Here is a 24,062-nt window from a genome sequence, read left to right on the forward strand (position 1 = left end):
TATGGATAAGAGCAGTGTTGTTAGAAAAGAGAGTGAGAAAGAAATGAAGGTAATACTGTCAGGATTGCAGTGGATGATTTTTATGATCGCTGGTGCAATTGCTGCACCCATTGCTATCGCAGATTTATATAACTTAACACCCATTGAAACTTCCGGGCTTATCCAGAGCACAATGATTACTTTAGGGATAGCTGGATTTTTACAAGGCCTGATGGGTCATAAATTCCCTATCCATGAAGGTCCGGCAGGGTTATGGTGGAGTATTTTTACGATTTACGCAAGTTTAGTGGGGGGACTTTATTCTTCTAACAATGGTGCTTTACAAGCTTTAAGTGGGGCAATGATCATTAGTGGTGTGTTATTTATCCTAATTTCAGCATTTAAGCTAATGGATAAAATCGCTCGTCTATTTACTCCCACCATCACTTTTATTTATTTACTTTTATTGATCTTTCAATTAAGTGGATCTTTTATGAAAGGGATGATGGGGATTACCATAGCCCACACCACGTTAGATGTTAAAGTATTCATCCTTAGTGTGATTGTGGTTTGCATTACCTTTTGGTTAGGAAAAAGTCGCTTTGTAGTACTCAGCCAGTTTTCAATAATTTTCAGTATATTGATAGGCTGCCTATTATTTATTATCTGCGGTAATATACCAGTGTTTTCTCATGCGGATACTCTATTTAAGCTACCGAAAATATTCCCATTTGGCAGACCTCAATTCGATGCCGGGACAATCACTACTGCATTTTTATTAACGCTGTTATTAATAACCAATGCAGTTGCATCGATCCGTTTGATGGAGACCGTTATGAAACAAAAGCAAGTGGATCATCGTCGTTATTTGCGCGCCGGGTTTACTTCTGGAATTACGCATCTTATTAGTGGCGGTTTAGGAGCGGTCGGTTCTGTCCCTATCTCGGGAGCGGCGGGATATGTTGAACAAACAGGGATGAAGGAGCGCAGATCATTTTTAATTGGATGTTGCTTTGTGATCTCAATATCCTTATTTCCGCCAATGATGAATGTTATATCAGCGATTCCAGCTCCCATAGGCTATTCCGTTACCTTCGTCATTTTTGTGAAGATGGTCGGACTAGCGCTAAAGGAATTGAAGAAGGTCATTCATGAAGAACGAACATTTATCGTTAGTGGAATTTCCCTTTTAGTGGGTGTGGGATTAATGTTTATCCCTTCATCAGCTACGGCCCATTTATCTCCGATCGTGATAGCCATTTTAAATAATGGATTAATATGCGGAAGTCTGTTGGCGATTATTTTGGAACAAGGGTTAATGTGGAAAGATGCATTTCGATATGAGGATTCCAAGAAAATTAACCGATAATTTGGAGGGCTAAAAATGCATTATCTAATTTCTATTGCTGGTTTGGTCATTGTTCTATTACTGGCATGGCTAGGAAGTAACAATAAGAAAAAGATTAAATATCGACCAATCATTGTAATGATTGCTATTCAGATCGGTTTGGGATTAATTATACTAAAAACAAGTATAGGTGAATTCTTAATTAAAGGGTTTGCCGATAGTTTTGCAAAATTGCTTGGATACGCCAATGAAGGGACTGACTTTGTTTTTGGTGGGATTGCAAATGAAGGGGCCCATACATTTTTCCTTTATGTTTTGATGCCAATTGTTTTTATGTCGGCATTAATTGGGATATTGCAGCATTACAAAATTCTCCCGTTCATTATCAAGTATATTGGTTTGGTACTAAGTAAAATAAATGGCATGGGCAAATTGGAGTCTTATAATGCAGTTGCAGCCGCAATTGTAGGACAAAATGAAGTGTTTATTTCGGTGAAAAACCAGCTTGGATTATTACCAAAACATCGCTTGTATACATTATGTGCGTCTGCAATGTCGACGGTATCCATGTCAATTGTTGGTTCATATATGACGATGCTAGAACCTCGTTATGTAGTAGCTGCATTGATATTAAACCTATTTGGTGGATTCATCATTTCATCCATCATTAATCCGTATGAAGTTACACCTGAAGAAGATATTGTTGAAGTTCAGGTAGAAGAAAAACAAACGTTTTTTGAAATGCTAGGCGAATATATTATGGATGGCTTTAAAGTAGCCATAGTAGTTGGTGTAATGTTGGTTGGCTTCGTTGGGATCATTGCATTAATTAACGGGGTCTTCAGCGGAGTATTCGGTATCTCGTTTCAAGGAATTTTAGGGTATGTCTTTGCACCCATTGCCTTTCTTATCGGTGTCCCATGGCATGAAGCTGTTGATGCAGGCAGTATCATGGCGACAAAGCTTGTTGCGAATGAATTCGTTGCTATGCTTGACTTTGTTAAGATCCAAGATGGTTTAAGTGGGCGTACTACAGCCATTGTTTCGGTTTTTCTAATCTCATTTGCTAACTTTGGGTCCATTGGTACCATTGTGGGTGCAGTGAAAGGCTTAAATGAAAAACAAGGGAATATTGTGGCTCGATTTGGATTAAAACTGTTATTTGGCGCCACACTTGTAAGCGTTTTATCCGCTCTGATCATCGGTATCATTTTTTAGTTAAACTTAGCGGATTTTCGTCATCGTTATGAATTCTGCACAAGACATCTTTGTATATAAAAAGCCGCTTACTTAGCGGCTTTTTTTGTTGTGATTATAGAACAATGATTAAGATAGGAAATAGGAAAAAGAATAATTGATTATCAAATGGGTTAATTAAAGAAGAACCGCCAGTTTTTACTCTTTTTCCGAGTCAGATAGCAAAAGTATTGACAACCTGTATATACAGGTTTAAACTGTGTGAAGTGTTTGAACTTGTATATACAGGTTTAATATTTGACATAAAGTAATTCTTTTGGAGGTGTTCAACTTGAGTCAGTCCCAGTATTCGGAGTGGTGGCGCCGGTCCACGGTGTATCAGGTGTACCCGAAGAGCTTTAAGGACACTACAGGCAACGGAACAGGAGATATTAAAGGACTTATTGAAAAATTAGATTATTTGCAGAAGCTTGGAATTGATATTGTCTGGTTACAGCCGGTCTATGTCTCGCCACAACATGATAACGGTTACGATGTTGCGGATTATGAAAATATCAACCCGGATTTTGGTACGATGGAGGATTTCGACGAGTTAGTACAGGAACTGCACAGACGTGAAATGAAGCTAATGATCGATATCGTGGTTAACCATACTTCAACAGAACATGAGTGGTTCAAACAGTCCATTTCAAGCAGGAACAATCCCTATCGTGATTACTACATCTGGAAGGACCCCGCTCCGGACGGTGGCTTACCCAACAATTGGCAGTCGAAGTTCGGAGGTCCTGCCTGGCAGTTTGATGAAGCTTCGGGACAATATTATCTTACTCTCTTCGATAAAACCCAGGCGGATCTGAATTGGGAGAACGAGAAGGTAAGTAGAGCAGTGAATGATATGATGCTATTCTGGGCTAAAAAGGGTGTCGACGGCTTCCGCATGGATGTAATTAATTTAATCTCCAAGGATCAACGCTTCCCTAACGATGACGGGAGTGTTCCACCGGGGGATGGACGCAAGTTCTATACTGACGGTCCACGGGTTCATGAATACATCAAAGCGATGTACGAAGAGGTATTTGGTCCGTATGAGATGGTGACAGTCGGAGAGATGTCCTCAACTACATTGGAGCATTGCATCCGATACTCGAGTCCTAAAGAGCGGGAATTTTCCATGACTTTCAATTTTCATCATTTAAAAGTCGATTATCCGAATGGACAGAAGTGGGAGCTAATGCCCTATGATTTTGAGGCGATGAAAAGCTTGTTCACAGAGTGGCAGACCGGAATGCAGAAAGGTCAGGGCTGGAACGCCTTATTTTTTAACAATCACGATCAACCGCGTGCCCTCTCCAGATTCACTGATGATAAGGTCTACCGTGTAGAGAGTGCCAAGCTGCTTGCAACAACTCTGCATGGCCTTCAGGGAACACCTTATGTGTATCAGGGGGAAGAAATCGGGATGCCAAATCCGGTATGGAAGAGCATCGATGAGTTCCGTGACATTGAGTCACTGAATATGTACCGTATTTTGTGTGAACAGGGGAAAAGCCCTGAGACTGCCCTGAGTATTCTTCAGGAACGTTCACGGGACAATTCCCGTACGCCGATGCAGTGGGATGACAGCCGAAATGCCGGATTCACCACAGGTACTCCATGGCTGAAAGTTGATGAGCGGTATTCGGACATCAATGTGCAGAAGGAGCTAGCCAATCCCGATTCCATCTTCCATCATTACCGCAAGCTGATTGCGCTACGCAAGGATTATGGGATATTCATTGAAGGTGTATTCAAGAGACTCGATGATGGTCATCCTGAAGTGTTCGCTTACGCCAGAACAGGTGATGGAGAGGCGCTTGTAGTGGTCTCGAACTTCAGCAGTAAAGAGATTACCTTCCGCTTTGAAGATAGTCACTGGGCAGAGTTATCATCAAGTGGTAAAGACGAGCTTCTGATTGGAAATACAACAGAAACACCTGCATTAACACAAGAGCTTCAGCTTAGTCCTTATGCTTCCTACATGTGGTTAATCCGCTAACGAGGTGTACTTGAGAAGGAGCACAAATCAATTATGTAAGGAGTGAAAATATGGCTATAGACCGCAAAAATGTTGAGGATATTGTACGGGCAGTTGGGGGCAAGGAGAATATAGAGGTTGCGACACATTGTGTAACCCGGCTGAGATTCTCGCTGTATGATGAGAGCAAGGTGGATTCGGAAGCCTTGGACCGCAACGAACTAGTAAAGGGACAATTTTCTAGCCAAGGGCAGTTTCAGATCGTTATCGGACCGGGAACTGTAGATAAAGTATACGATGAAATGATTCAGATCACTGGCGGTTCTCGTTCTTCCAAAGATGAAGTGAAATCCGCTGCTGCCCGAAAACAGAATCCGCTGCAGCGTGCGATCAAGACGCTGGCTGATATATTTATTCCTATTCTTCCAGCTATCGTAACCGCAGGTTTGCTGCTTGGGATCAATAATATTTTGACCGGGCCTGGTATCTTCTTTGATAATCAGTCGCTGGTGGATGTCTATCCCGCATGGAAAGACATTGCTGCGATTATTAATACGATTGCCAGCACAGCTTTTACCTTTTTACCAGCACTTATCGGTTGGGCAGCTGTTACACGTTTCGGCGGCAGTCCTCTGCTCGGGATCGTTTTGGGTCTCATTCTCGTGCACCCAGATCTATTAAGTGCCTATAACTATGCAAGTGCTTCCACTGAGGGTACTGTTCCAACCTGGAATTTGTTCGGCTGGCATTTGGAGAAGATCGGTTATCAGGGACAAGTATTGCCAGTGCTGGTTTCGGCCTATATTCTGGCAAGGCTGGAGAAGTTCCTCAACCGCCGGGTGCATGACTCCATTAAACTGCTGGTTGTTGCGCCAGTGACTCTACTGATTACCGGTTTTCTGGCCTTCACCGTTATCGGTCCGGTTACGTTTGGCATTGCCAATGCCATCACCTCCGGCCTGATCTTTGTATTTGATCATTTTGCGCTTCTTGGTGGCTTGATTTACGGCGGATTCTATGCGCTTCTAGTCATCACTGGTATGCATCATACCTTCTTGGCGGTTGATGTGCAGCTCATCGGCAGCGAGGGCGGCACTTTCCTCTGGCCGATGTTAGCATTATCCAATATTGCACAAGGTGCCGCGGCACTTGCAATGATGTTCGTAGTCAGAGAACAGAAGGCAAAAGGCTTAGCAGCTACATCTTCCGTCTCTGCATTCCTCGGCGTGACGGAGCCGGCGATCTTCGGAGTGAATATCCGCTATCGTTATCCTTTCATCTTCGGGATGATCGGCTCAGGGATTGCCGGTATGCTTCTTACCGTTAATCAGGTTCGCGCTTCTTCCATTGGCGTAGGCGGGATTCCCGGCTTCCTTTCGATATTCCCGAACCAGTGGGGCGTGTTCTTCATTGGCATGCTTATTGTTCTCATAGTGCCATTTGTCGCTACTGTACTCTACGGCCGATCTGTGGTGGGGCGTTCCGAAAAGAACACAGCTACAAAGGCTACTACTACTGTGAGCGAGACAGACAATTTGAACAGCCGCCCTATAGTTCAAGAGTCACAGGACTCCGTGAATATTCTGGAGCTTATCTCTCCGCTCAGTGGAACTGCAGTATCTCTAGAACAGGTGCCTGATCCTGCCTTTGCCGAGAAGCAGATGGGCGAAGGCATTGCAATCGAACCTTCTGAGGGTAAAGTATATGCACCCTTTGATGCTACAGTAGCTCATGTGATCAAGAGCAAACATGCGCTTATATTGGAGCATGCCAGTGGTGTACAGATACTCATCCACGTTGGAATTAATACGGTGTCGCTTAAAGGCAGTGGTTTTACCACCCATAAGAATATTGGCGACAAGGTGCAGGCAGGTGAGCTTCTGCTGGAATTTGATATGGAAGCTATCCGCGCAGCAGGTTACCCTTTGATTACTCCAATCATCATTCCTGCAGGTCAGGATATGGTGGAGAAGATTGAGGAGAAGACTGGACCAGCTGCAGCTAGACAATCTAGCATCCTGACTATTCATCTCAAGGGTTGATACAGGCTATATTGGTAAAGACTTTATATTACAGAAAGACAGCCCCTGGGGGCTGTCTTTCTGTAAATATAAGAATTCATATGTTCCACGCTATAAATTCCCCTCCAATTGAATCGATGCTTCTAAAGGCATGACGTGATACAATAAAGGGCGGTGATCAAAATTGAGAGAAAATAAATATTTGCAAATTTATAATGAGTACAGCAACCAAATTCTTTCTGGACAACTGGTACCGGGAACCAAACTGCCCTCTGAAAGTGAACTTGCTGAAGCTTACAGCACTTCACGAGAGACCGTTCGCAAAGCGCTGAACCTGCTGTTCCGTGAAGGATACATTCACAAAATTAAGGGCAGAGGCTCCTTTGTGCTTGATATGACGAGAATGGATTTCCCCGTTACCGGTCTGATTTCATTTAAAGAGATGGCCGATACACTGGGTACTGCCTCACGGACACTGGTAGAGCGGACGATAAATGAGCCGGCAGGCTCCACGCTCGCCAGACATCTACAGATTCCGCCTGAAACCCTGGTTTGGAAAGTTATTCGTGCCAGAGAGATTGAAGGCGATCGGATCATTTTGGATAAGGATTATTTCCGGGCGGATATTGTTCCATTCCTAAGCGAGGAAATCGCGGAAGGCTCACTCTATGAATATCTGGAGCAGGAATTGGGGCTTAAAATCAGTTATGCGAAGAAGCTGATATCCGTTGAGCCTTCTACCGAGGAGGATCATAGACTGCTTGATTTGAAGAGTTACACACATATTGTAGTAGTACGAAACTATGTTTATTTGGAGAACACGGTGCTTTTCCAATATACCGAGTCCAGGCATCGACTGGATAAATTTCAGTTCGTGGATTTTGCTCGAAGGGTGAAACGTTAAGCTAAGCTTAAAGAGGGGTGTCCCAGTTTGGGATACGCCTTTTTTTCCAAAAAGGCACTATATTACCGATACAAGAAGGCTTGAGAAGTTCATTCCTACGTTCGCAAATAACGATATATTAAGAAAAAGGCTGCCCTCAGAGGCAGCTTTTTTATATGGCGTTCTAAACAACAAGCTACCCCTGGCGATTCCTCATTCCTCATTACTCATAAAGCATCTCTCATATTTTTATATGATAATTATAGTTAATCGCTTCTGTGAAAAATAAGAGGAAGAGAGATTTATTTCAGTCTTTCTCTTAATGAGGTAGATGGATAGAGACAACAAAACGCCTAAATCGTAATGACGTGGATAAGGAAAGTTGATTTCAATTTTCTTATGGTTGAAGGCAAAACCATGAATCGTCTTCTGGGTGCCAATAAACAGCCTTGTAATGAACATTTTCCTAGTTCAGTTTTGAAATTCTTCTGGTACTGAGGAGAATACGAAAATCCACTCTTGACATTATAGGGTAGGGGGGTATAGTATTGCTACGTTGGTATTAAAAATTTTAATTATTGGTTACCAAAGGAGGAGAAAGAAAGTTATGAATAATCAAGCACAGACTTTACCGCAAGCCGATCCCAAACGCTGGATGGCGTTGGCCTTACTATGTCTTGCCAATTTTATGGTGATCATGGACACATCCATTATCGGCGTTGCACTGCCAGCCATCAAAGAAGCGCTCGGCTATACGCAGGCAAGTTTACAGTGGGTGTTTAATGCGTATGTCATATTCTTTGGCGGATTATTGTTACTTGGTGGTCGATTGTCCGATCTATTTGGTCAGCGCCGCATATTCATGTGGGGATTTTCCATTCTAACGTTAGCTTCCTTGCTGGCAGGACTCGCTTGGAACGAGGAAGCGCTTAATGTTGGTCGCGCCCTACAAGGATTTGGTTCCGCGTTAATAGCCCCATCCGCGTTAACGATTGTTATGATGCTCTTCGGTGGCAACCCCAAAGAACTAGGGAAAGCATTAGGCTTCTGGGGCGCATCAGCTGCTGCTGGCGGTTCAGCCGGCGTGTTTCTTGGCGGGGTCATTACCGAGTGGCTCAGCTGGCAATGGACCTTCCTCATCAATGTACCCGTTGGCATTATTGCATTACTCCTGTCGCCTGGACTTTTAGCCAAGGGAATGCGAAGAAAAGGCAGCATTGACGTCATTGGCTCCATCTTCGTCACAGCGGCTTTGGTTTTGGTGGTATATGGCATTGTTACTGCGGAACACAATGGATGGGGAGCGCCATCCACGTTGTGGACGCTTATTTCAGGAATCGTGTTATTTATCCTGTTCCTGATCGTTCAGGCAACTAAAAAAGAACCGCTTGTTCCACTGAAGATTTTTAAAACACCCAATCTGGCTGCAGGCAATATCGCGCTCATTATGCTGGCAGGGAGTTGGATTCCGCTGTGGTATTTCCTCAATCTCTATATGCAGCAGGTGCTAAAGTTTTCTGCTTTTGCCGGCGGAGTCGGCTTACTGCCGATGACGGTCCTAATTACTATCTTCATGATTTTGATTACCGGTAAATTAATCGGAAAATTCGGAATAAAAACAAACTTGGTCATTGGATTGATTGCACTCGGGGGTTCGATGCTTCTGTTCGCTAGCAATACGCCGGTTGATGGAAACTTTATCGCCAACGTGCTTCCAGCTTCCTTGCTTGGTGCACTTGGCATGTCACTTGCCTATATTCCGGCTACGATGTCCGCCATGTCGGGTGCTAAACCCGAAGAAGCAGGGCTTGCATCGGGTCTCGCCAATACGAGCTACCAGATTGGGTCAGCTATCAGTTTGGCCATCATGGTTGCGATTGCGGGTTCAACAACTGCTTCCCAAACCGGTATTGACCCGGTCTCCGTGCTAAACGAAGGCTTTCAACAAGCTTTTATGTGGTCCGGTATAGTCGCTCTTGCAGGTGCTGTGCTAGCGTTTCTATTTATCCGTTCACCTAAGCAGGGTGAAGCAAGTGACAAGGTAGCTATGTAACCAATGAATCGAGCTCCAGTGCCTAATCAACGGAGTTGACAGGACTCCATCGAATTAACAACTTATATTTTATGTATATAGGGGTGTGGAGTATTTTAAAAGAAAGGGGGATTCCGATGAGCAAAGAATCGATACTCTTTGAACAAGTGATACAGCAAGATCCGGGCTTTTGCTCACCTGGAGAGGATAAGCGCAAGAGCCATCATTCCGATCAAGCCAATAGCGATCTGCTCAACCGATTGAATCAAATCGAAGGACAGGTCCGTGGCATTAAAGACATGATTGAGAAAGATATTTACTGTGACGATATGTTGAATCAGATCTCTTCGGTGCAAGCAACATTGAATGATGTCGGGAAGCTAGTACTTGAATATCATATGAAAAGTTGTGTCATCGAACGGATTCAAGTAGGGGATACGGAAGTATTAACGGAATTCATGAAGACGATCAATAAACTGATGAAATAAAGGTCGGACCGCTTTCAGTAATGATACGGCTTTTATGCCATCATTATTATAGGGTAAGGGGAGGCTTTGCGGCTGCAGCGTGTCAAGATGCGCTCTGCATCTTCGAATTTAGATTGAAACGGAGTTGCTATAACCATGAAGAAGAAGATACTCCTCGTCGCTGCTGCGGTGGTCGCTTTTAGCGTATTGGCTGCATGCGGCAAAGCGGAGGACAAGAAGCCAGCAAACGGAAATAACCATGCCGGGCATGCAGCAAGCGGGCAAGAGAACGCCGAGAAGCATACAGGAAATGAGAAAGAGGAGGCGGGAGACATGGAGCACGGAGGCAGCCACGGTGATCATAGCGCAGCTGCGAAGCCTGCATTGGAGGATCTTAACGTATCGTTTACCTTCCCCACAGGCGCCGCAAAAGCAAACGAAGAAACGGAATTGACTATTCAAATTACGGATAAGGACGGGAAAACGGTCAATAAGTATGATATCAATCACGAGAAATTGCTTCATCTCATCATCGTCAATCACGATTTGTCATTCTTTAACCACATTCATCCCGAGTTTAAGGGAGACGGCACATTTACAGTGAACACTTCGTTCCCGGCTGGAGGTGAGTACAAGGTGTTTGCGGACTTTATTCCTACTGGCGGTGCCAATTCCACGCTTAGCGAGTGGGTGAAGGTGGAAGGCAAGGAAAGCAAACATGCCGCGATTACGCCCGAAGGGAAACTGGTGAAAGAAGTGGGTGTCAAGGAAATTGAACTGGCCTTGAGTGATACGAAACCAAACGAAGAAGTGACATTGACCTTCAACATTCGCGATGCGAAGACGAAGAAGGTGATTGATAACCTGCAGCCTTATTTAGGAGCGGTCGGCCATGTTGTGATTCTATCAAAAGATGCGAATCAATATCTTCATGTTCATCCAATCGATGAGAAAGCTACGGGACCGGATGCGAAATTCGCGACTTCTTTTCCGCAAAGCGGGACGTATAAATTATGGGGACAATTTCAGCATAACGGGGAAGTGTTCACCGTACCATTCGTCGTTGATGTGAGGTAAGGCGAATGATCATGGGATAAAAGACGATGCTGGCGGTATCATCTGCTATTCAAGTCGGGGGAAGTCGCTTTACGCTGAATCTGCTTACCAAGATAGTTATGATTTGTTCCTGTCGTATCCACGCGATCGATTTATACAAGGAGCAGGCGAAAGGGAAAGAAAAGTTTAGCATGTTGTGGACCGAATTAAATCGAGCAGTTAAAACAAATTAACGTGTAAAGGAGCGAACATTTATGCTGAAAATCGATTCGAAAACACCGATCAAAATTTACACGATTCCAACTTGCAGCGATTGCCGATTTGCCAAGCGCTACTTTAATGAGCATCAAATTCCCTACATCGAATTCAACTGCGAAGAAGATGTGAATTATGCGAAGGAAGTGCTGGAGCTGACAGGTAAGCAGATCGTACCGACCATTGTCATTCAAGACAAGGTGTTCGTTGGTTTCTCTGAAAACTTGAACGAGATAAGCAATCTTCTGCAAACTTGACAGCAAAAATGATGGAAGTATGGTAGACAAAGGAGATTAGCGATGAGTGCCCTTCCTATATAAGGAAGGGCTTTTTTGAATAGAGCAATTATAAAAATGTCATCGACCTCCAATGTCTACAGTTATTTATGTGGTAAAATTAGGATAAGTGAATCTTGGGAGGCGAGTAAATTGAGTCTCGATCTTGTGATGATCCTTTTTCTACTGTTCTTAAATATTCCAGTATATAAAGTATTGTTTCGCGTGTTCTTTGTGGATAATGATGATTATAACGAATCGATTAGACATACTTTTACACCTAACATCGTTTCATTATTCCGAGGAGAGTATTGGAAGGATAGAATGAATACGGCAAGACTTCAGTTTTTTATTATTCTTTGTGTTGGGATCGTTGTTTTAGAATACATTGTTTTGAATAAAGTATTTGAAATTCTTGCATAAGCACCGCTCTATTATGGAAAACTTCTGTAGTGCGAATAAACTGCATGATTCCATTTTGGGAGGATAACAATATGACAAATCAGGATCCGCAGGAGCTTCTTAAGAGTAAACACAAGCTAGATGAGCAAAAAAGGCAGTTCACAAATTTTGCCCGAAGTGCTTCCGGTCATGGTGAAATAGAAGCAGGCCAGGAATTCAGTAATGACCGAGTGCCTGACGATCAAAACCGCATGAAATCTGTTGAGAACAGACAAGATTGACCATGAAAAAACTATAAAATAAGCCGATCCTTTTCTGGATCGGCTTATTTTATAATTATTACGTTGTAAGGTGTTGTTTCAATAGGTATCGGATGCTAGAGTTTTCTTGCTTTAATTACAGAAGTTACAGGAAGCATCTTTGCTTTTTTTTGAAAAATCGCTTTTATCGTCCCGCGACTGCATAAGTTATCATCAGATTGCTCAATCATTTGCTCAATGACAAATGGATCCGATAATGTTAACGTACTTTCGTCAAGAGATACTGAATACCAAGATTCATCGAAATAACAATTTTTAAAAACTAGCATTTCATTTTCTGTATAAACACATTTGTGTATAGGGTGAGACCATCTTTTTTTAAGGTAAGAAGCACTCCGGCTAAAGGTCGGTTGTCCAGCTTATAGCATAAATCGAATAAACAAAGTCAAAATAATCCTCTGGTAGTTTTCTTCCATGGGAGAACAGATCAATTTTGCTGAAATTAAATTCTAGCTATAGTATAGTCCAATCCCAACTACAGTTCATACATACGTTAAAGAGAGACTGGTAGTTTTTTAAATCTTTAATTATGGGAATTAAGGGAGGATTCGTTAGAATGGCAATTTTATCATCAGGACCTATTGATAATAGTGCTGTGAGCGGTGTCAGGCCTACTGAGCAGGTGACGGTCAAGATCGATAACCGGGATGCGCTGAATCAGTCCGCTATTCTGATCCAAGGGTACAATTTAACCCTCACAAGGACTTTGTATGTAAGCGAGCTTATTACGGCTTCTCCAGACGAGGTGATCACAAGAAATTACTTTGCCAATCTGGATGCCTTTGAGTTTGTCTTTACAACGGAAGGTCTCGCTGAATTGCAAACGGAAATCTCCGTGTGGGGCAAAAACTCAGCCGGGGAGCTGGTTACCGCCCACCGTCTTGTCTCATCCGAGCTGCTAGGAGCTGAAAATAGGGGAGCCACAGGCTCCGTTAACCGCATTTATGTTTCCAATTTCAATAGCAATGATGTTTCTGTGATCAACGGAGTAACAGGTGCGGTGATAGTAGTCATCCCTGTAGGCGTGAATCCTGCGGGAGTAGCCATAAACCCGTTAACCAATCGTATTTATGTTGCTAATTTGAACAGCGACAACGTATCCGTTATCGACGGAGAGACCAATACGGTGCTGGCCACCGTTCCTGCCGGGGATGGAGCAGGTGCAGTCGCGGTCAATACCTCTACCAATGCTATCTATGTTGCCAATTTTAATGATAATACTGTTACTGTCATTGACGGATTAACCAACACTGTCGTGACTACCATTATTCCCGCCGGCGGTTCTCCTTTTCCAACGGGGATCGGCGTGAATTCCTTAACCAATACTATTTATGTAGCTGATTTCAACTCGGATATTGTTACCGTCATTGACGGGGCTACGAATATGGTTATTACACAGATTCCCGTTCAGGTTAACCCGTTCCGGGTCGGTGTTGATCCCTTAACGAACCGGATTTATGTCTCGAACTTCACCAGTAACACCGTTTCAGTCATTGATGGAGCCACCAATACAGTGATAACTAACTTGCCTGTAGGAACGACTCCTGCTGAATTGGGAGTGAACATATCAACCAATGCCATCTATGTGCCAAACCGGGATGACGACAATGTGTCGGTGATTGGCGGATTAACGAATACGGTGATTACTACCATTCCGGTCGGGAATAACCCAAATGGTGCAGGAGTTAATCCATTGACCAACCGCATCTATATCACCAATCAGGATGATAACACGGTATCGGTCATTGATGGGGTTACCCAGGCTGTGATTAGTGTTATTCCTGTAGGTGCACGTCCGTTCTCAATCGGTGTCAATCCGTAGGAGGCAAGGACAAAGAATTTAGTACACTCTAAATTCTGTTCTTCATCTTACCGCAGGGGGTGAATTATACGATGGAAATAACATCGGCAGAAGAAATCATGATTCTGTTGTCGAGCATGGACAAAGAGCATTCTGTAGCACGTATCTACGTTCCGGGCATAGGTGAATTCACGATTGTACTGCAGAAGAAAGAAGGCAACAGCGGGGCAGCAGCAGAAGAACGCATACCGGTAGCAGGGTTAACAAGGAACCCTTATCTTTAGAGATTGCCAGTAAATCAGCTTTCTTCCGGTAAGGAAGAAGCTGATTTTGGGGTTTGTATCTGAGGGTCGTGATTGCTGATTATACACCTTATTCCTGGGACATTGGGGTAGTGTATTCGATAATCTGAAAAAATGAGATACTTCCCATAAATCTCATAGGCGGCTGGTTCTTTCATCCGTCGTACCGCTGGTTTTAAGATCGAGGGACAAGAACATAGTCCCTTTAAAAGTCGCTAAAACAGCAGCTTATTTTGCCTAACCGTATATACACAGTTTCTTCCTCCCGCTAAAATGTACTCCCCCCGTTCAATATGAACATTATTTCCTAGAACAGTTTTAAATAGATGTAACTCATTCTTGCATAACCCGGTACATACAGCAGCAGCTTCACAGATCGGGCAATGTTTCTCAATGAATAAAAGACTGCCATCATCCTGCTCCTTAACCTCGGCCATATAACCTTCATTTGTTCGAATCTCGGCCAGTTTCTCCAGCTTCACTCTAACGTCTGCTGTATCACCAAGATGCCGAAGATATTGTTCTTGCATATTCTTATTTCGAACAGCCAACAGCTTGTCCAGCCCCTCATTTCCGAAAGCTTCTTTCATGGAATTGATCAAACTGATGGATAAATCCGAATATCCGCTTGGAAAAAATCGATCGGCCGCAGGTGTTAAGATCCATAGCTTGGTGGGTCGCCCCATGGGACGGGACTCTTCTTTATTAGTAACCAGCCCTTCTTCTTTCAGATCATTCAAATGTTGACGAATAGCCATTCCAGATAGCGAAAACTGGGAGGAGAGTGCCATAACATCCATTCCCCCTTGCTGCTTTAATAGATCAATGATCGCTCTTCGGGTCTTGGTTGAGACATCCTTTTTGGTATGATTCCGGCTCAAGGTGCACCTCCTTTTGAAGCTACTAAATCTACATCACAGACTACATTTTAAACAAAAATGTTGACAAAGTCAAAGCTGAACTGTAGCTTAGACATTATAAACAAAAATGTTTACTAAGTGTCCGGATACGATGTATACATACCAATTTTCTTGGAAGTCACATTTCATGCCGTCTAATCATCAAAGCATTTTCAGCCCACGTTATTTTGTACTATCCATAGGTATTATTCTGTCAGTGATGGCCATTGGATTCGAAGGCCTGTGTAACCACCATTGCCCCTTCAAGTGCTGTAGATTTGAACGGCCTTAGCATGTTTGGCTGGATATTAAGTACGTATCTGCTTGCGTAGATTATCGGGACTCTGGTCGTCGGTCGAATCATAGATAGAAGAGGACCTGCAGTACCGTACACTATCGCACTTCTTTTGATTATCATTGGGCTGATCGCTGCCGCAACATCAGGCAATACGTATACCAAGATAGGAACGGGTATCCAATCTTTAGGTTTGAAAAACAAATAACCGAAGGAGGAGTTCACAATGATCATCGAGGTCAGTGATAAGGCATCAGAAAAAATCGCCGAAATCTTATTAAGTGCGAATATCCGAAATCCATTCCTTAGAGTGGGTGTTGATGAAGGGGGATGCAGTGGATTATCCTACACCCTAGTCGTAGATGAACAGCAGGCAGAAGAGGACATTGTATTAAATAAAAAGGATTTTAGTATATTGGTTCACCCGAATAGTATCCCATATATTGACGGTCTTGAAATTGACTATGAAGAGAGTGGAATGGTAGGCGGATTCACTATGAATAACCCTAATGCAAAAGCTTCATGTGGATGCGGAGCCAGTTTCAGAATGGCCAATTATCGTGGCGAAATAAAAAAATGTGATTAAACAGCAGAAAGGAGAGAAGAGGAATGATATCATTTGCAGTATCCGAAAAAGCATTGGATTCATTTAAGAATGAATGGGGTTTGGAAGAGGGCCAATATGTAAGAATTTATGCAAAATATTCCGGTGGAGGTTCAGATGCCTTCACTGTTGGAATTAATGCAAGTGCTACACCGATCGATCCCGCATGGGTTCAATCTATTAGCGGATTTCATTTCTTTGTTGAAAACACTGATGTTTGGATTTTACAGGATGAACTTCTTCAAATTGATTGTAATGAAGACGGCATATTTTCAACCAAAATCTCCTGAGCATCTTCTTGAGTGCAATGTACAGTAGAATATCTACTACACTTCTAGCAATTTCGCACGCTTTTGTCTATACTATTTTAAATAAATATCAGAATGGGATCTGATTTTAACAGAAGCAGGTGCAGAACATTGATAAATTTGGACAAATTAGCAAAGGCATTTACTAAAGGTGTCTATGATATAGAAGATAGAAGCAGATTAGTCATCCAGCCGAAAAGTTTATTAAGTGAATTTACCACCGTTAAGCATGGATTTCTGTTTATCATTCGCGGGGGAGCCAGAATACGTGTGAATGGAACCGTATATGAATTACGGCCAGGGTCAGTTTTTCATGCGGCTCCAGGTATGCAAATGGATTCGCAGGTTATAGGACAATCAGAGCTTGAGTATTACTCCCTTTTTTATAAATTGGATATGCCAGAAGAAATGAATTGTACTACCGAATTTGACTCTCATTTCAAGCTGGAGCCAGGAGCCAATCTAAAAATTATTGAATTACTAATCATGCTTCATCAGAATACCCATCCATCCGGAGAAATTGGAAAGCTGCGTATCAAAGAGCTGTTCTTAAGCCTAATGCATCAGGTTCTGATTGCTTGCAGTTACAGAGAGAACGACAGTTCACCGAATCAAAAGATGGTTGATGAAGCCCTTGCATACATTAAACTCCATTATATGAATTCACTTACACTCGGTGAGTTAGCGGAACGGCATGCAATGAGTACGAACCGCTTCTCTTACTTCTTTCACAAATACACGGGGCTGCGTCCAATCGACTATGTCGTTAATTATCGTATGGAACGAGCTTGTGACTTACTCAAAGCAGGCAATTTTCCTATTCACGAGATTGCGGACCGTGTCGGTTATGACAATCCGCTCTATTTCAGCCGATTATTTAAAAAGAAATTCGGTGTTGCTCCATCTGCCTATAGATAATTAGATAATATACATATCGAGTTTCTTATACTTGAATTAAGTCTGCAGCTACTGGTGATGAACCAGAAGTGCAGACTTTTTTATTTAGATTAAATAATGATGCATGTAGAATTTAAGATTTGTACATTTGAATTTATTTAAATTTTTGATAAACTCACCCTTGTAACTGAGAATCATTATCAGTAAATTGATTTATAAATGAAAGGCTGGTAGATATGACAGGAAACAGACAATTATGTATTGGGTTGTCCTTAAATGCAACCTGGATGAAAGGAGACGGCTGGCGGCACCCGGATAGCGGAGTCGAAAAGATGGGGTCTATCGAATATTATATTGATTTGGCAAAAATGGCGGAGAATTCTAAGCTCGATTTTCTATTCAGGGCTGATTATCTGTATGTTAGCCCGCAGATGTTAGGGGATTCCTCTAATTTCGGCAGTCCGGACCCTGCATTGTTTTTTGCAGCGATAGCCCGTGAAACCGAGCGGATCGGACTAGTGACGACGATTTCTACCACTTTTAATCCGCCTTATGTTGTAGCAAGACAGCTTCAGTCTTTACACTGGCTGAGCAATGGACGTGCTGGCTGGAATATTGTCACTTCTATTGAAGGCGCCGATAATTTCAGCGATTCACCTATGCCTTCACCGGAAGAGAGATATGCCAAGGCAAAAGAGTTCACGGATGTTGTATGCAAGCTGTGGGAGAGTTTTCCGAATGAAGCGATTGTTATCGATCGTCAGTCGGGTATGTTCTCGGATAAGGATAAAGTAACTGCTATAAATCATTCCGGTGAATTTTTCAGTGTAAAAGGAGCGCTTACTTTGCCTGCTCACAGGTCAGGAACGCCTCCGCTATTTCAAGCCGGCGCTTCGGATATTGGACGGAATTTCGCTTCTTCCGTTGCAGATGCTATTTTTGCAGCAATGCCGGATATCGAATCAGGAGTGGAGCTAAGAAATGATCTGAGAAAAAGAGCGGCAGAGCAGGGACGTGATCCGGATGCCATCAGAGTTTTGCCGGGCTTATATTTTTTCCTGGCTGATACGCGCGAAGAAGCGCTTGAATTACATAAGACCGCACATGCGAATTTAAGTCTTGAGCGAAGACATGCTTCGCTTAAATCGGTGTTAGGTCTTGATTTAACCGATTATTCCATAGATAGGCGCGTAACTGCTGATATGTTACCCGATTCAAATCAGGCCGTCCGCAGCCGGACACATGCCGAACTATTGCGGCGGTATATTATCAAAAACCAGCCTACAGTGAAAGAGATCCTGGACAGGCCGGAGGTTGTCGGATCTGCTCATTGGGTATCTGTCGGGACAGTCGAGGATGTACTGAACGATATTATTGAGCGGTTTGAAGCGGGGGCTATGGATGGCTTCATCGCCTTGCCGGGCGGTTCAGAAAAATCTATGGAACTGTTTTTTGAGAAGCTGGTACCGAAGCTGGTTGAGAGAGGCTTGTTCCGAAGTGAATATACGGGGTGCACTTTTCGTGAGCATCTAGGGATATAAAAAAGAGAGTTGAGGCGATTGAACGATGCATGAAGAGGAAATGTTTGATGTTACGATTATTGGCGGCGGTCCAGCCGGATTATTTGCTGCATTTTATAGTGGACTCCGCGAAATGAAGACCAAAATCATTGAATTTCAGCCTGTACTTGGCGGCAAGGTGCATGTTTATCCGGAAAAGATGATCTGGGATGTGGGAGGCTTACAACCTATTCTTGGCTCGCAGCTTATTGAACAAATGGTTGCGCAAGGGATGACGTTCCAGCCGGAGGTTGCTTTTAATGAAAAGGTCACATCCATCTCGGAAGATGAAGCAGGTTACTTTATATTGCACACGGCCGCAAACCGGAAGCATTTCACTAGAACTGTAATATTGGCCATTGGAGGAGGCATTCTGAAGCCGATCAAGCTTGAAATCGAGGGTGCCGAAAGATTTGAAATTACAAATTTGCATTATACGGTGAAGTCACTTGCCCGCTTCAAAGAGAAGACTATTCTAATATCGGGTGGCGGACATTCTGCTGTTGACTGGGCGAACGAACTGGCCCTGATTGCCAAGAAGGTGTATTTAACGTACCGGAAAGAGAACTTAAAGGGGCATGAAGCCGATATTTCACGCTTGGCGAACAATGGCGTAGTGTGCTTGTTAAATACTTCAATCGAAAAATTGATTGCCACACCGGATCACGAAAAAATAGGGACAGTACTGCTAAAAAGCAATGACAACGGAGAAGCATTTGAGCTGTCCGTTGATGAGGTCATCATTAATCACGGTTATGAACGCGACAAAGAACTGCTGGTGAACAGTGAAATTAAAATTGATCTGTGGGAACATCGGATTTCAGGATCAGCAATGAGCGGGACATCCGTGCCGGGCATTTATGCGGCAGGTGATGTTCTGCATCATGAAGGAAAGCTGCACCTGATAGCGGGAGCGTTCCAGGATTCTGCCAATGCAGTAAACCAGGCCAAACAATACATCACGCCGGAGGCAAATTCGACCGGGATGGTGTCTTCGCACAATGACCTGTTCATACAGAAAAATCGTGATTTAATGAAGCATTTATACAGATAGTAATGATAACAACTCAAGGGGGAGCCAAATGAATAGACTATTTGGATGGATTGCATCCTTAATTATAATAGCAGGATTACTGGCTGGATGTTCCGAAACTTCAGTCACATCTGCACCTGAAGTCGGCAAGATCGAGGAAGCGGGATGGCCAAGAACAATTACAGATGCCAGCGACAATGGAGTGGTGCTCAAGACACGACCTGAGCGGATAGCGGTTCTTCATCCTTTGTATTTGGATTACTTTTTTGCTCTAGATACGCCTCCAATCGCATCAACTAACGCAGCAGAAGCAATGAAAGATTTCGCTACTTTACAGCCTTATGCCGGAACTGCTGAGATTATTGATTTGGGCAATAGCAATGCGAATCTGGAAATGATCATGGATGCAAAGCCTGATGTGATTGTAACCTTCAAGGGTTCTGTTGATAGCAATTATGATGAGTTGAATAAGATTGCACCTGTCATCTTAATTGACTACACCGATACCTGGGAAAAAACGACGATGCTGTGTGCTCAGATTGTTGGAAAAGAGACGTTAGCAGAACAAGCCATTAAGGAAACACAAGAAATGATAGCCAATACGAAAAAACAGTTAAATAGTCTTGAAAATAAGACCTTTGCCTTGCTACGGGTCGATGGAAAAGCCAATTTTAATGCTCAAGGCTCTAAAAACACGATGTACTACAATCAAACTGTGGGCTTTGGGTTGTTGCCACCAAAGGGATATCCCGAGGAGGGCGGGGCTCTTTCTCTGGAGGGTCTATACAGCATGAATCCCGATTATATTATTATCCAGCATGATATGGATATCGCAAAGGCGGCCATCAAGGAGAAGGAAACTTCAAAAGCGTGGAACTCACTGGAAGCAGTAAAAAACAATCATGTTCTTATCTTTGATAATTCACTAAACAGCGCAAGTATCCTGGCTGTCCGTTTAGCTGCAGATCATTTCCTGCAATTGGCGGCTGAACAATAATTTATTATACAAAAATCCGATTGACGCTGCTGGGCGCAATCGGATTTTTGTTATTTAGATAAATATCTTGACCTGTTGTTTGGTGAAAATAAAATATTAGATTGCAGCTGTTGTCGTTCCAATAACGTTCCCCGTTAGCATAATCACCTTAAGCGACAAGGTCATCTTACCGTCTGGTAAACGAGGCCTATGGCTCCAGAATCAAAGGTTTTGTTTTCGATTAGCTTAAGATTGATCTTCTCCTTGAGACCTTGGAATAACGGCAATCCCTTGCCGATCAGAACGGGAGAAACCGTAATTTTATACTCATCAATTAAATCAAGCTGCATGAGGTGGTGTGCGAACCTAGGACTGCCGAGGATAACCATATCCTTGCCTGGCTGCTGTTTGAGGTTATTGATCTCTTTCTCGACATCTTCTTTCACGAGTCTGGAATTATTCCATTCGACTTTCTCCAGCGTCGTGGAAAAAACGATTTTAGCTGTCTTTTCGATCCACTCGGCATGATTCCGTTCATGCTGCGAAGCTGATGGGTTCGAAGGCACAGATGGCCAGTAGCTATACATCATCTGATAAGTCCCACGTCCCCAAAGGACAGTGTCGGCAGTACTCAGAATTTCTTTCGCATGTTTCTCCAAATCAGCATCATAGGAAACCCAGCCAATGTCCATTTCACCATTCGGCCCTTCTACAAAACCGTCAAGCGATGCGTGAAGAAATAGAACGAGTTTTCTCATTTTCAGTTCTCCTTTGTTCATGAGTGATATTTACACTATACATTAACTACATTTTAGCAGTTTTCTTCAGTCTAGACCTTTATTATCTTTAGACAACTGTTATTGATAATGGTTATCATTTATGATGATCATTAGACAGATAACGGAGGGGTAGTCATTATGCACATCAACAATCAAATATTTCTTTGGGATCAAGCGACCGTCAAGTTATTGGATGTACGCCAAATTGAAATGGTTCAAGGCGAAATTCTTCAAAAATATAAGATTCCTGCCAGTATTTTTTTACTTTCGGTACATGGGAGCGCTCAAGTTCAGTTAGATCAGGCCGAATTTTCTTTTACAGGATTTCAAATCCTCCATAGCGGGAAAGGGGCGACCCTCAATATTGTTCCGACAAGCAAAAAATTTGTTTACTATATCATTTACTACCGTGCATGGATTCATGAAGAGGATCCCTTCCAAATACAATATTGTTTTTCCCCTGATGCACCCATTTTACTTTATAACAAAATTCAAATGATGCATCAAAAATGGAACAGGCAAGAAGAGAGACTCCATGTTAAATCACTGTTTTATCAATTCATTGATCAGGTTTTAAAAGAATTACATAGACAAGAGACTGAGGTGAAACAAACAAGTGTTGCAGTCCAAGTCATCACCTATATCCAGGAATACTATGCGGAGCCAATCACATTAGATTCTCTTGCGGAAGTATTTAATTTCAGTGCTTATCATTTGTCATCATTGTTTAAAGAGTACACAGGTATGAGTCCGATTGATTACTTAATTCGTTTTAGGCTTGAACGGGCAACAGAGCTTTTAATGACAACAGAGGCTTCTGTCGGGGAAATTGCAGGAAGCGTTGGTTATAAAGACGTTTATTATTTCAGCCGAATTTTTAAGAAAAGAAAAGGTGTATCCCCTGCACATTTTAGAACAAGAGAGTTACAGGCACATAAAGTTGCTGAAAGTCCATCAAACTTCCCCACATCCTCTATTTTTGAACACATCGTTCAACAGTATATTAATAATGATAATCATTATCATAATACGGAAAAAGGGGAATTACATATGTTTAAAATGACAAAATCTCAGACGACGGCAGCTTTGCTGCTTTGCGGTTCTCTATTATTAGGCGCTTGCTCAAGCGGGACGGGCACAGCTGCGAAGGAGCAGAGTACTAGGAATGGAACCGTTAATCAAACAGTATTAGAAGAAAGTTCGAAGACTCGAATAGTATCAACGCCAAAGGGAGATGTGGAAGTACCTGCAGAGCCGAAAAGAGTAGCGGCTGACCAATATATGGGACATTTATTGAAATTAGGAATTGTACCCATCGGAGCAAGAACGTTTATGCTGGATGAAGGCTGGATGGAAAAGGCGGACATACCGAAAGAAACGATCGAGAAAATTGAAGATTTAGGGGATTTTCCTTTAAACCTGGAAAAATTAACGATGCTAGATCCGGACTTAATTATCGGTTCAATCGATGAGAACATAGAACAATATGAGAAGATTGGAACGACTGTTTTTCTGCCTTATTGGGAGGGGTTAACAACCGCAGGGCCGCTTGATAAATTTAGGAGTGTAAGCAAAATATTCGGAAAAGAAAAAGAAGCAGAAGAATGGATTACGGAATATGAACAGAAAGTAGCTGAAGCAAAGTCGAAACTTACCGGGGTTATCAAGGAAGGGGAAACCGTTTCGATTGTTCAGTTTTCACAAAAGGCCGTGTACGTCTTAGCGGCAAAGGGCGGAAATTATGGTTCTTCCACTATATACAATATGCTGCAGCTGCCTCCAACAGAAAGTGCCAAAAATATGGCAGAGGGGTTTGAATCCATTTCACTTGAAGTGCTTCCAGAATATTTAGGTGATTATGTTTTTGTATATAATGGCGATGCGGATGCAACCAATAAAGCAATGGAAAGTAACATATGGAAAGGCATCCCTGCAGTGAAAAATGGCAAAGTTTATTTGTATGGCGATAATTATCATGATGAATTCGTAATGGAGGATCCTTTTTCATTAGAGCTTCAGCTGGATACGATTGTTAATTTATTACTTGGCACTACTAAATAATTTAATAGATATGGCACATCTGAGCGAAACGGAATCCACCTCCTGAATAAATTAAATAACCGCTCCGTTTGGACTGTGGATCAGGCCGTTCCTGATAGGAAGTGGAGGAACTCCGAGAGTGAGGTTGTCCGGTACCACATAAGGCTTTGTACTATGAGCAAGTGCCTTGGTCGACCTCATCCACATAATAATTCCAAGCGCAGCATTCAAAAGAGGATTTATATCAATGGATATTAATGACATTGACATCTATAGGTTTTTCTAAAATAATAGAATGTAATTGAATACTGGTACCTTTA

At 42.7% G+C, this 24,062-nt stretch carries 23 protein-coding genes; 20 read left to right on the plus strand and 3 right to left on the minus strand.

Annotation, left to right across the window (positions count from 1 at the left end):
• Position 1 precedes the first annotated feature (1 nt).
• The 13 genes from NST34_RS16020 to NST34_RS16085 all read left to right on the plus strand — a co-directional run bounded on the left by NST34_RS16020 (position 2) and on the right by NST34_RS16085 (position 14,334).
• On the plus strand, positions 2–1,348 hold the full coding sequence (locus tag NST34_RS16020) for a purine/pyrimidine permease (protein ID WP_262495603.1): 1,347 nt from the start codon (positions 2–4) through the stop codon (positions 1,346–1,348).
• A 15-nt stretch (positions 1,349–1,363) separates the two neighbouring features.
• Positions 1,364–2,545, plus strand: coding sequence for a NupC/NupG family nucleoside CNT transporter (locus tag NST34_RS16025; protein WP_042188403.1), 1,182 nt, complete (start codon positions 1,364–1,366; stop codon positions 2,543–2,545).
• A 310-nt stretch (positions 2,546–2,855) separates the two neighbouring features.
• Positions 2,856–4,559 (plus strand): alpha,alpha-phosphotrehalase, encoded by a 1,704-nt coding sequence (gene treC / locus NST34_RS16030; protein ID WP_076299797.1) that lies wholly within the window; start codon positions 2,856–2,858, stop codon positions 4,557–4,559.
• A 50-nt stretch (positions 4,560–4,609) separates the two neighbouring features.
• On the plus strand, positions 4,610–6,580 hold the full coding sequence (gene treP, locus NST34_RS16035; RefSeq protein ID WP_341128266.1) for a PTS system trehalose-specific EIIBC component: 1,971 nt from the start codon (positions 4,610–4,612) through the stop codon (positions 6,578–6,580).
• A 163-nt stretch (positions 6,581–6,743) separates the two neighbouring features.
• Positions 6,744–7,463, plus strand: a complete 720-nt coding sequence (gene treR, locus NST34_RS16040; RefSeq protein WP_341128267.1) for a trehalose operon repressor — start codon at positions 6,744–6,746, stop codon at positions 7,461–7,463.
• A 586-nt stretch (positions 7,464–8,049) separates the two neighbouring features.
• On the plus strand, positions 8,050–9,495 hold the full coding sequence (locus NST34_RS16045) for an MFS transporter (RefSeq protein ID WP_076283737.1): 1,446 nt from the start codon (positions 8,050–8,052) through the stop codon (positions 9,493–9,495).
• A gap of 116 nt (positions 9,496–9,611) precedes the next feature.
• Positions 9,612–9,962: a metal-sensitive transcriptional regulator gene (locus NST34_RS16050; protein ID WP_341128268.1), complete on the plus strand. Its 351-nt coding sequence runs from the start codon at positions 9,612–9,614 to the stop codon at positions 9,960–9,962.
• Between the two features lie 135 nt (positions 9,963–10,097).
• Positions 10,098–11,018 (plus strand): hypothetical protein, encoded by a 921-nt coding sequence (locus NST34_RS16055; RefSeq protein ID WP_341128269.1) that lies wholly within the window; start codon positions 10,098–10,100, stop codon positions 11,016–11,018.
• Between the two features lie 233 nt (positions 11,019–11,251).
• A complete protein-coding gene (locus tag NST34_RS16060; protein ID WP_060623601.1) occupies positions 11,252–11,509 on the plus strand; it encodes a glutaredoxin family protein in 258 nt (85 codons plus the stop codon).
• A 171-nt stretch (positions 11,510–11,680) separates the two neighbouring features.
• Entirely contained in the window at positions 11,681–11,950 is a 270-nt protein-coding gene (locus NST34_RS16065) for a hypothetical protein (protein WP_341128270.1), read from the plus strand.
• A 71-nt stretch (positions 11,951–12,021) separates the two neighbouring features.
• Positions 12,022–12,210 carry a hypothetical protein gene (locus NST34_RS16070; protein WP_341128271.1) on the plus strand — a complete coding sequence of 63 codons (189 nt, stop codon included), beginning with the start codon at positions 12,022–12,024 and terminating at the stop codon, positions 12,208–12,210.
• Between the two features lie 595 nt (positions 12,211–12,805).
• Positions 12,806–14,071: a YncE family protein gene (locus NST34_RS16080; protein WP_341128272.1), complete on the plus strand. Its 1,266-nt coding sequence runs from the start codon at positions 12,806–12,808 to the stop codon at positions 14,069–14,071.
• 71 nt (positions 14,072–14,142) lie between these two features.
• Positions 14,143–14,334, plus strand: a complete 192-nt coding sequence (locus NST34_RS16085) for a hypothetical protein (protein ID WP_076299803.1) — start codon at positions 14,143–14,145, stop codon at positions 14,332–14,334.
• 233 nt (positions 14,335–14,567) lie between these two features.
• Here NST34_RS16085 and NST34_RS16090 read toward each other — a convergent pair whose 3' ends face one another.
• Entirely contained in the window at positions 14,568–15,233 is a 666-nt protein-coding gene (locus tag NST34_RS16090; RefSeq protein WP_341060852.1) for a helix-turn-helix transcriptional regulator, read from the minus strand.
• 232 nt (positions 15,234–15,465) lie between these two features.
• The gene (locus NST34_RS16095) at positions 15,466–15,780 is read right to left on the minus strand and encodes a hypothetical protein (protein WP_341128273.1); all 315 of its coding nucleotides are present in this window, start codon (positions 15,778–15,780) and stop codon (positions 15,466–15,468) included.
• Between NST34_RS16095 and NST34_RS16100 the strand changes: the two genes are divergently transcribed.
• From NST34_RS16100 to NST34_RS16125, 6 genes are all read left to right on the plus strand, one after another.
• Entirely contained in the window at positions 15,773–16,132 is a 360-nt protein-coding gene (locus NST34_RS16100; protein WP_370510539.1) for a HesB/IscA family protein, read from the plus strand. The genes NST34_RS16095 and NST34_RS16100 overlap by 8 nt on opposite strands.
• Positions 16,133–16,155: 23 nt before the next feature.
• Positions 16,156–16,440 (plus strand): HesB/YadR/YfhF family protein, encoded by a 285-nt coding sequence (locus NST34_RS16105; RefSeq protein WP_341128274.1) that lies wholly within the window; start codon positions 16,156–16,158, stop codon positions 16,438–16,440.
• Between the two features lie 138 nt (positions 16,441–16,578).
• Positions 16,579–17,376 (plus strand): helix-turn-helix domain-containing protein, encoded by a 798-nt coding sequence (locus NST34_RS16110; RefSeq protein WP_341128275.1) that lies wholly within the window; start codon positions 16,579–16,581, stop codon positions 17,374–17,376.
• A 215-nt stretch (positions 17,377–17,591) separates the two neighbouring features.
• Positions 17,592–18,896 carry an NtaA/DmoA family FMN-dependent monooxygenase gene (locus NST34_RS16115; protein WP_341128276.1) on the plus strand — a complete coding sequence of 435 codons (1,305 nt, stop codon included), beginning with the start codon at positions 17,592–17,594 and terminating at the stop codon, positions 18,894–18,896.
• A 25-nt stretch (positions 18,897–18,921) separates the two neighbouring features.
• Entirely contained in the window at positions 18,922–19,968 is a 1,047-nt protein-coding gene (locus tag NST34_RS16120; RefSeq protein ID WP_076299807.1) for an NAD(P)/FAD-dependent oxidoreductase, read from the plus strand.
• Between the two features lie 28 nt (positions 19,969–19,996).
• Positions 19,997–20,944, plus strand: a complete 948-nt coding sequence (locus tag NST34_RS16125) for an ABC transporter substrate-binding protein (RefSeq protein ID WP_076299808.1) — start codon at positions 19,997–19,999, stop codon at positions 20,942–20,944.
• Positions 20,945–21,105: 161 nt separating this feature from the next.
• Here NST34_RS16125 and NST34_RS16130 read toward each other — a convergent pair whose 3' ends face one another.
• On the minus strand, positions 21,106–21,681 hold the full coding sequence (locus tag NST34_RS16130; protein WP_076299809.1) for a dihydrofolate reductase family protein: 576 nt from the start codon (positions 21,679–21,681) through the stop codon (positions 21,106–21,108).
• A 159-nt stretch (positions 21,682–21,840) separates the two neighbouring features.
• Between NST34_RS16130 and NST34_RS16135 the strand changes: the two genes are divergently transcribed.
• Complete coding sequence (locus NST34_RS16135) at positions 21,841–23,763, plus strand: AraC family transcriptional regulator (protein WP_341128277.1); 1,923 nt, start codon at positions 21,841–21,843, stop codon at positions 23,761–23,763.
• Positions 23,764–24,062: the final 299 nt, after the last annotated feature.

This window comes from Paenibacillus sp. FSL H7-0714 (genome assembly GCF_038003765.1).
Classification (GTDB): Bacteria; Bacillota; Bacilli; order Paenibacillales; family Paenibacillaceae; genus Paenibacillus_AQ.

What these genes read in the sequence shown, in the direction of transcription:
- NST34_RS16055 (WP_341128269.1), top strand. Translation starts at nt 10,098, where the DNA reads ATGAAGAAGAAGATACTCCTCGTCGCTGCTGCGGTGGTCGCTTTTAGC.
- NST34_RS16120 (WP_076299807.1), top strand. Translation starts at nt 18,922, where the DNA reads ATGCATGAAGAGGAAATGTTTGATGTTACGATTATTGGCGGCGGTCCA.
- NST34_RS16080 (WP_341128272.1), top strand. Translation starts at nt 12,806, where the DNA reads ATGGCAATTTTATCATCAGGACCTATTGATAATAGTGCTGTGAGCGGT.
- NST34_RS16025 (WP_042188403.1), top strand. Translation starts at nt 1,364, where the DNA reads ATGCATTATCTAATTTCTATTGCTGGTTTGGTCATTGTTCTATTACTG.
- NST34_RS16135 (WP_341128277.1), top strand. Translation starts at nt 21,841, where the DNA reads ATGCACATCAACAATCAAATATTTCTTTGGGATCAAGCGACCGTCAAG.
- NST34_RS16100 (WP_370510539.1), top strand. Translation starts at nt 15,773, where the DNA reads ATGATCATCGAGGTCAGTGATAAGGCATCAGAAAAAATCGCCGAAATC.
- NST34_RS16105 (WP_341128274.1), top strand. Translation starts at nt 16,156, where the DNA reads ATGATATCATTTGCAGTATCCGAAAAAGCATTGGATTCATTTAAGAAT.
- NST34_RS16060 (WP_060623601.1), top strand. Translation starts at nt 11,252, where the DNA reads ATGCTGAAAATCGATTCGAAAACACCGATCAAAATTTACACGATTCCA.
- NST34_RS16125 (WP_076299808.1), top strand. Translation starts at nt 19,997, where the DNA reads ATGAATAGACTATTTGGATGGATTGCATCCTTAATTATAATAGCAGGA.
- NST34_RS16095 (WP_341128273.1), bottom strand. Translation starts at nt 15,780, where the DNA reads ATGATCATTGTGAACTCCTCCTTCGGTTATTTGTTTTTCAAACCTAAA.
- NST34_RS16130 (WP_076299809.1), bottom strand. Translation starts at nt 21,681, where the DNA reads ATGAGAAAACTCGTTCTATTTCTTCACGCATCGCTTGACGGTTTTGTA.
- NST34_RS16085 (WP_076299803.1), top strand. Translation starts at nt 14,143, where the DNA reads ATGGAAATAACATCGGCAGAAGAAATCATGATTCTGTTGTCGAGCATG.
- NST34_RS16045 (WP_076283737.1), top strand. Translation starts at nt 8,050, where the DNA reads ATGAATAATCAAGCACAGACTTTACCGCAAGCCGATCCCAAACGCTGG.
- NST34_RS16020 (WP_262495603.1), top strand. Translation starts at nt 2, where the DNA reads ATGGATAAGAGCAGTGTTGTTAGAAAAGAGAGTGAGAAAGAAATGAAG.
- NST34_RS16070 (WP_341128271.1), top strand. Translation starts at nt 12,022, where the DNA reads ATGACAAATCAGGATCCGCAGGAGCTTCTTAAGAGTAAACACAAGCTA.
- NST34_RS16115 (WP_341128276.1), top strand. Translation starts at nt 17,592, where the DNA reads ATGACAGGAAACAGACAATTATGTATTGGGTTGTCCTTAAATGCAACC.
- treP (WP_341128266.1), top strand. Translation starts at nt 4,610, where the DNA reads ATGGCTATAGACCGCAAAAATGTTGAGGATATTGTACGGGCAGTTGGG.
- NST34_RS16050 (WP_341128268.1), top strand. Translation starts at nt 9,612, where the DNA reads ATGAGCAAAGAATCGATACTCTTTGAACAAGTGATACAGCAAGATCCG.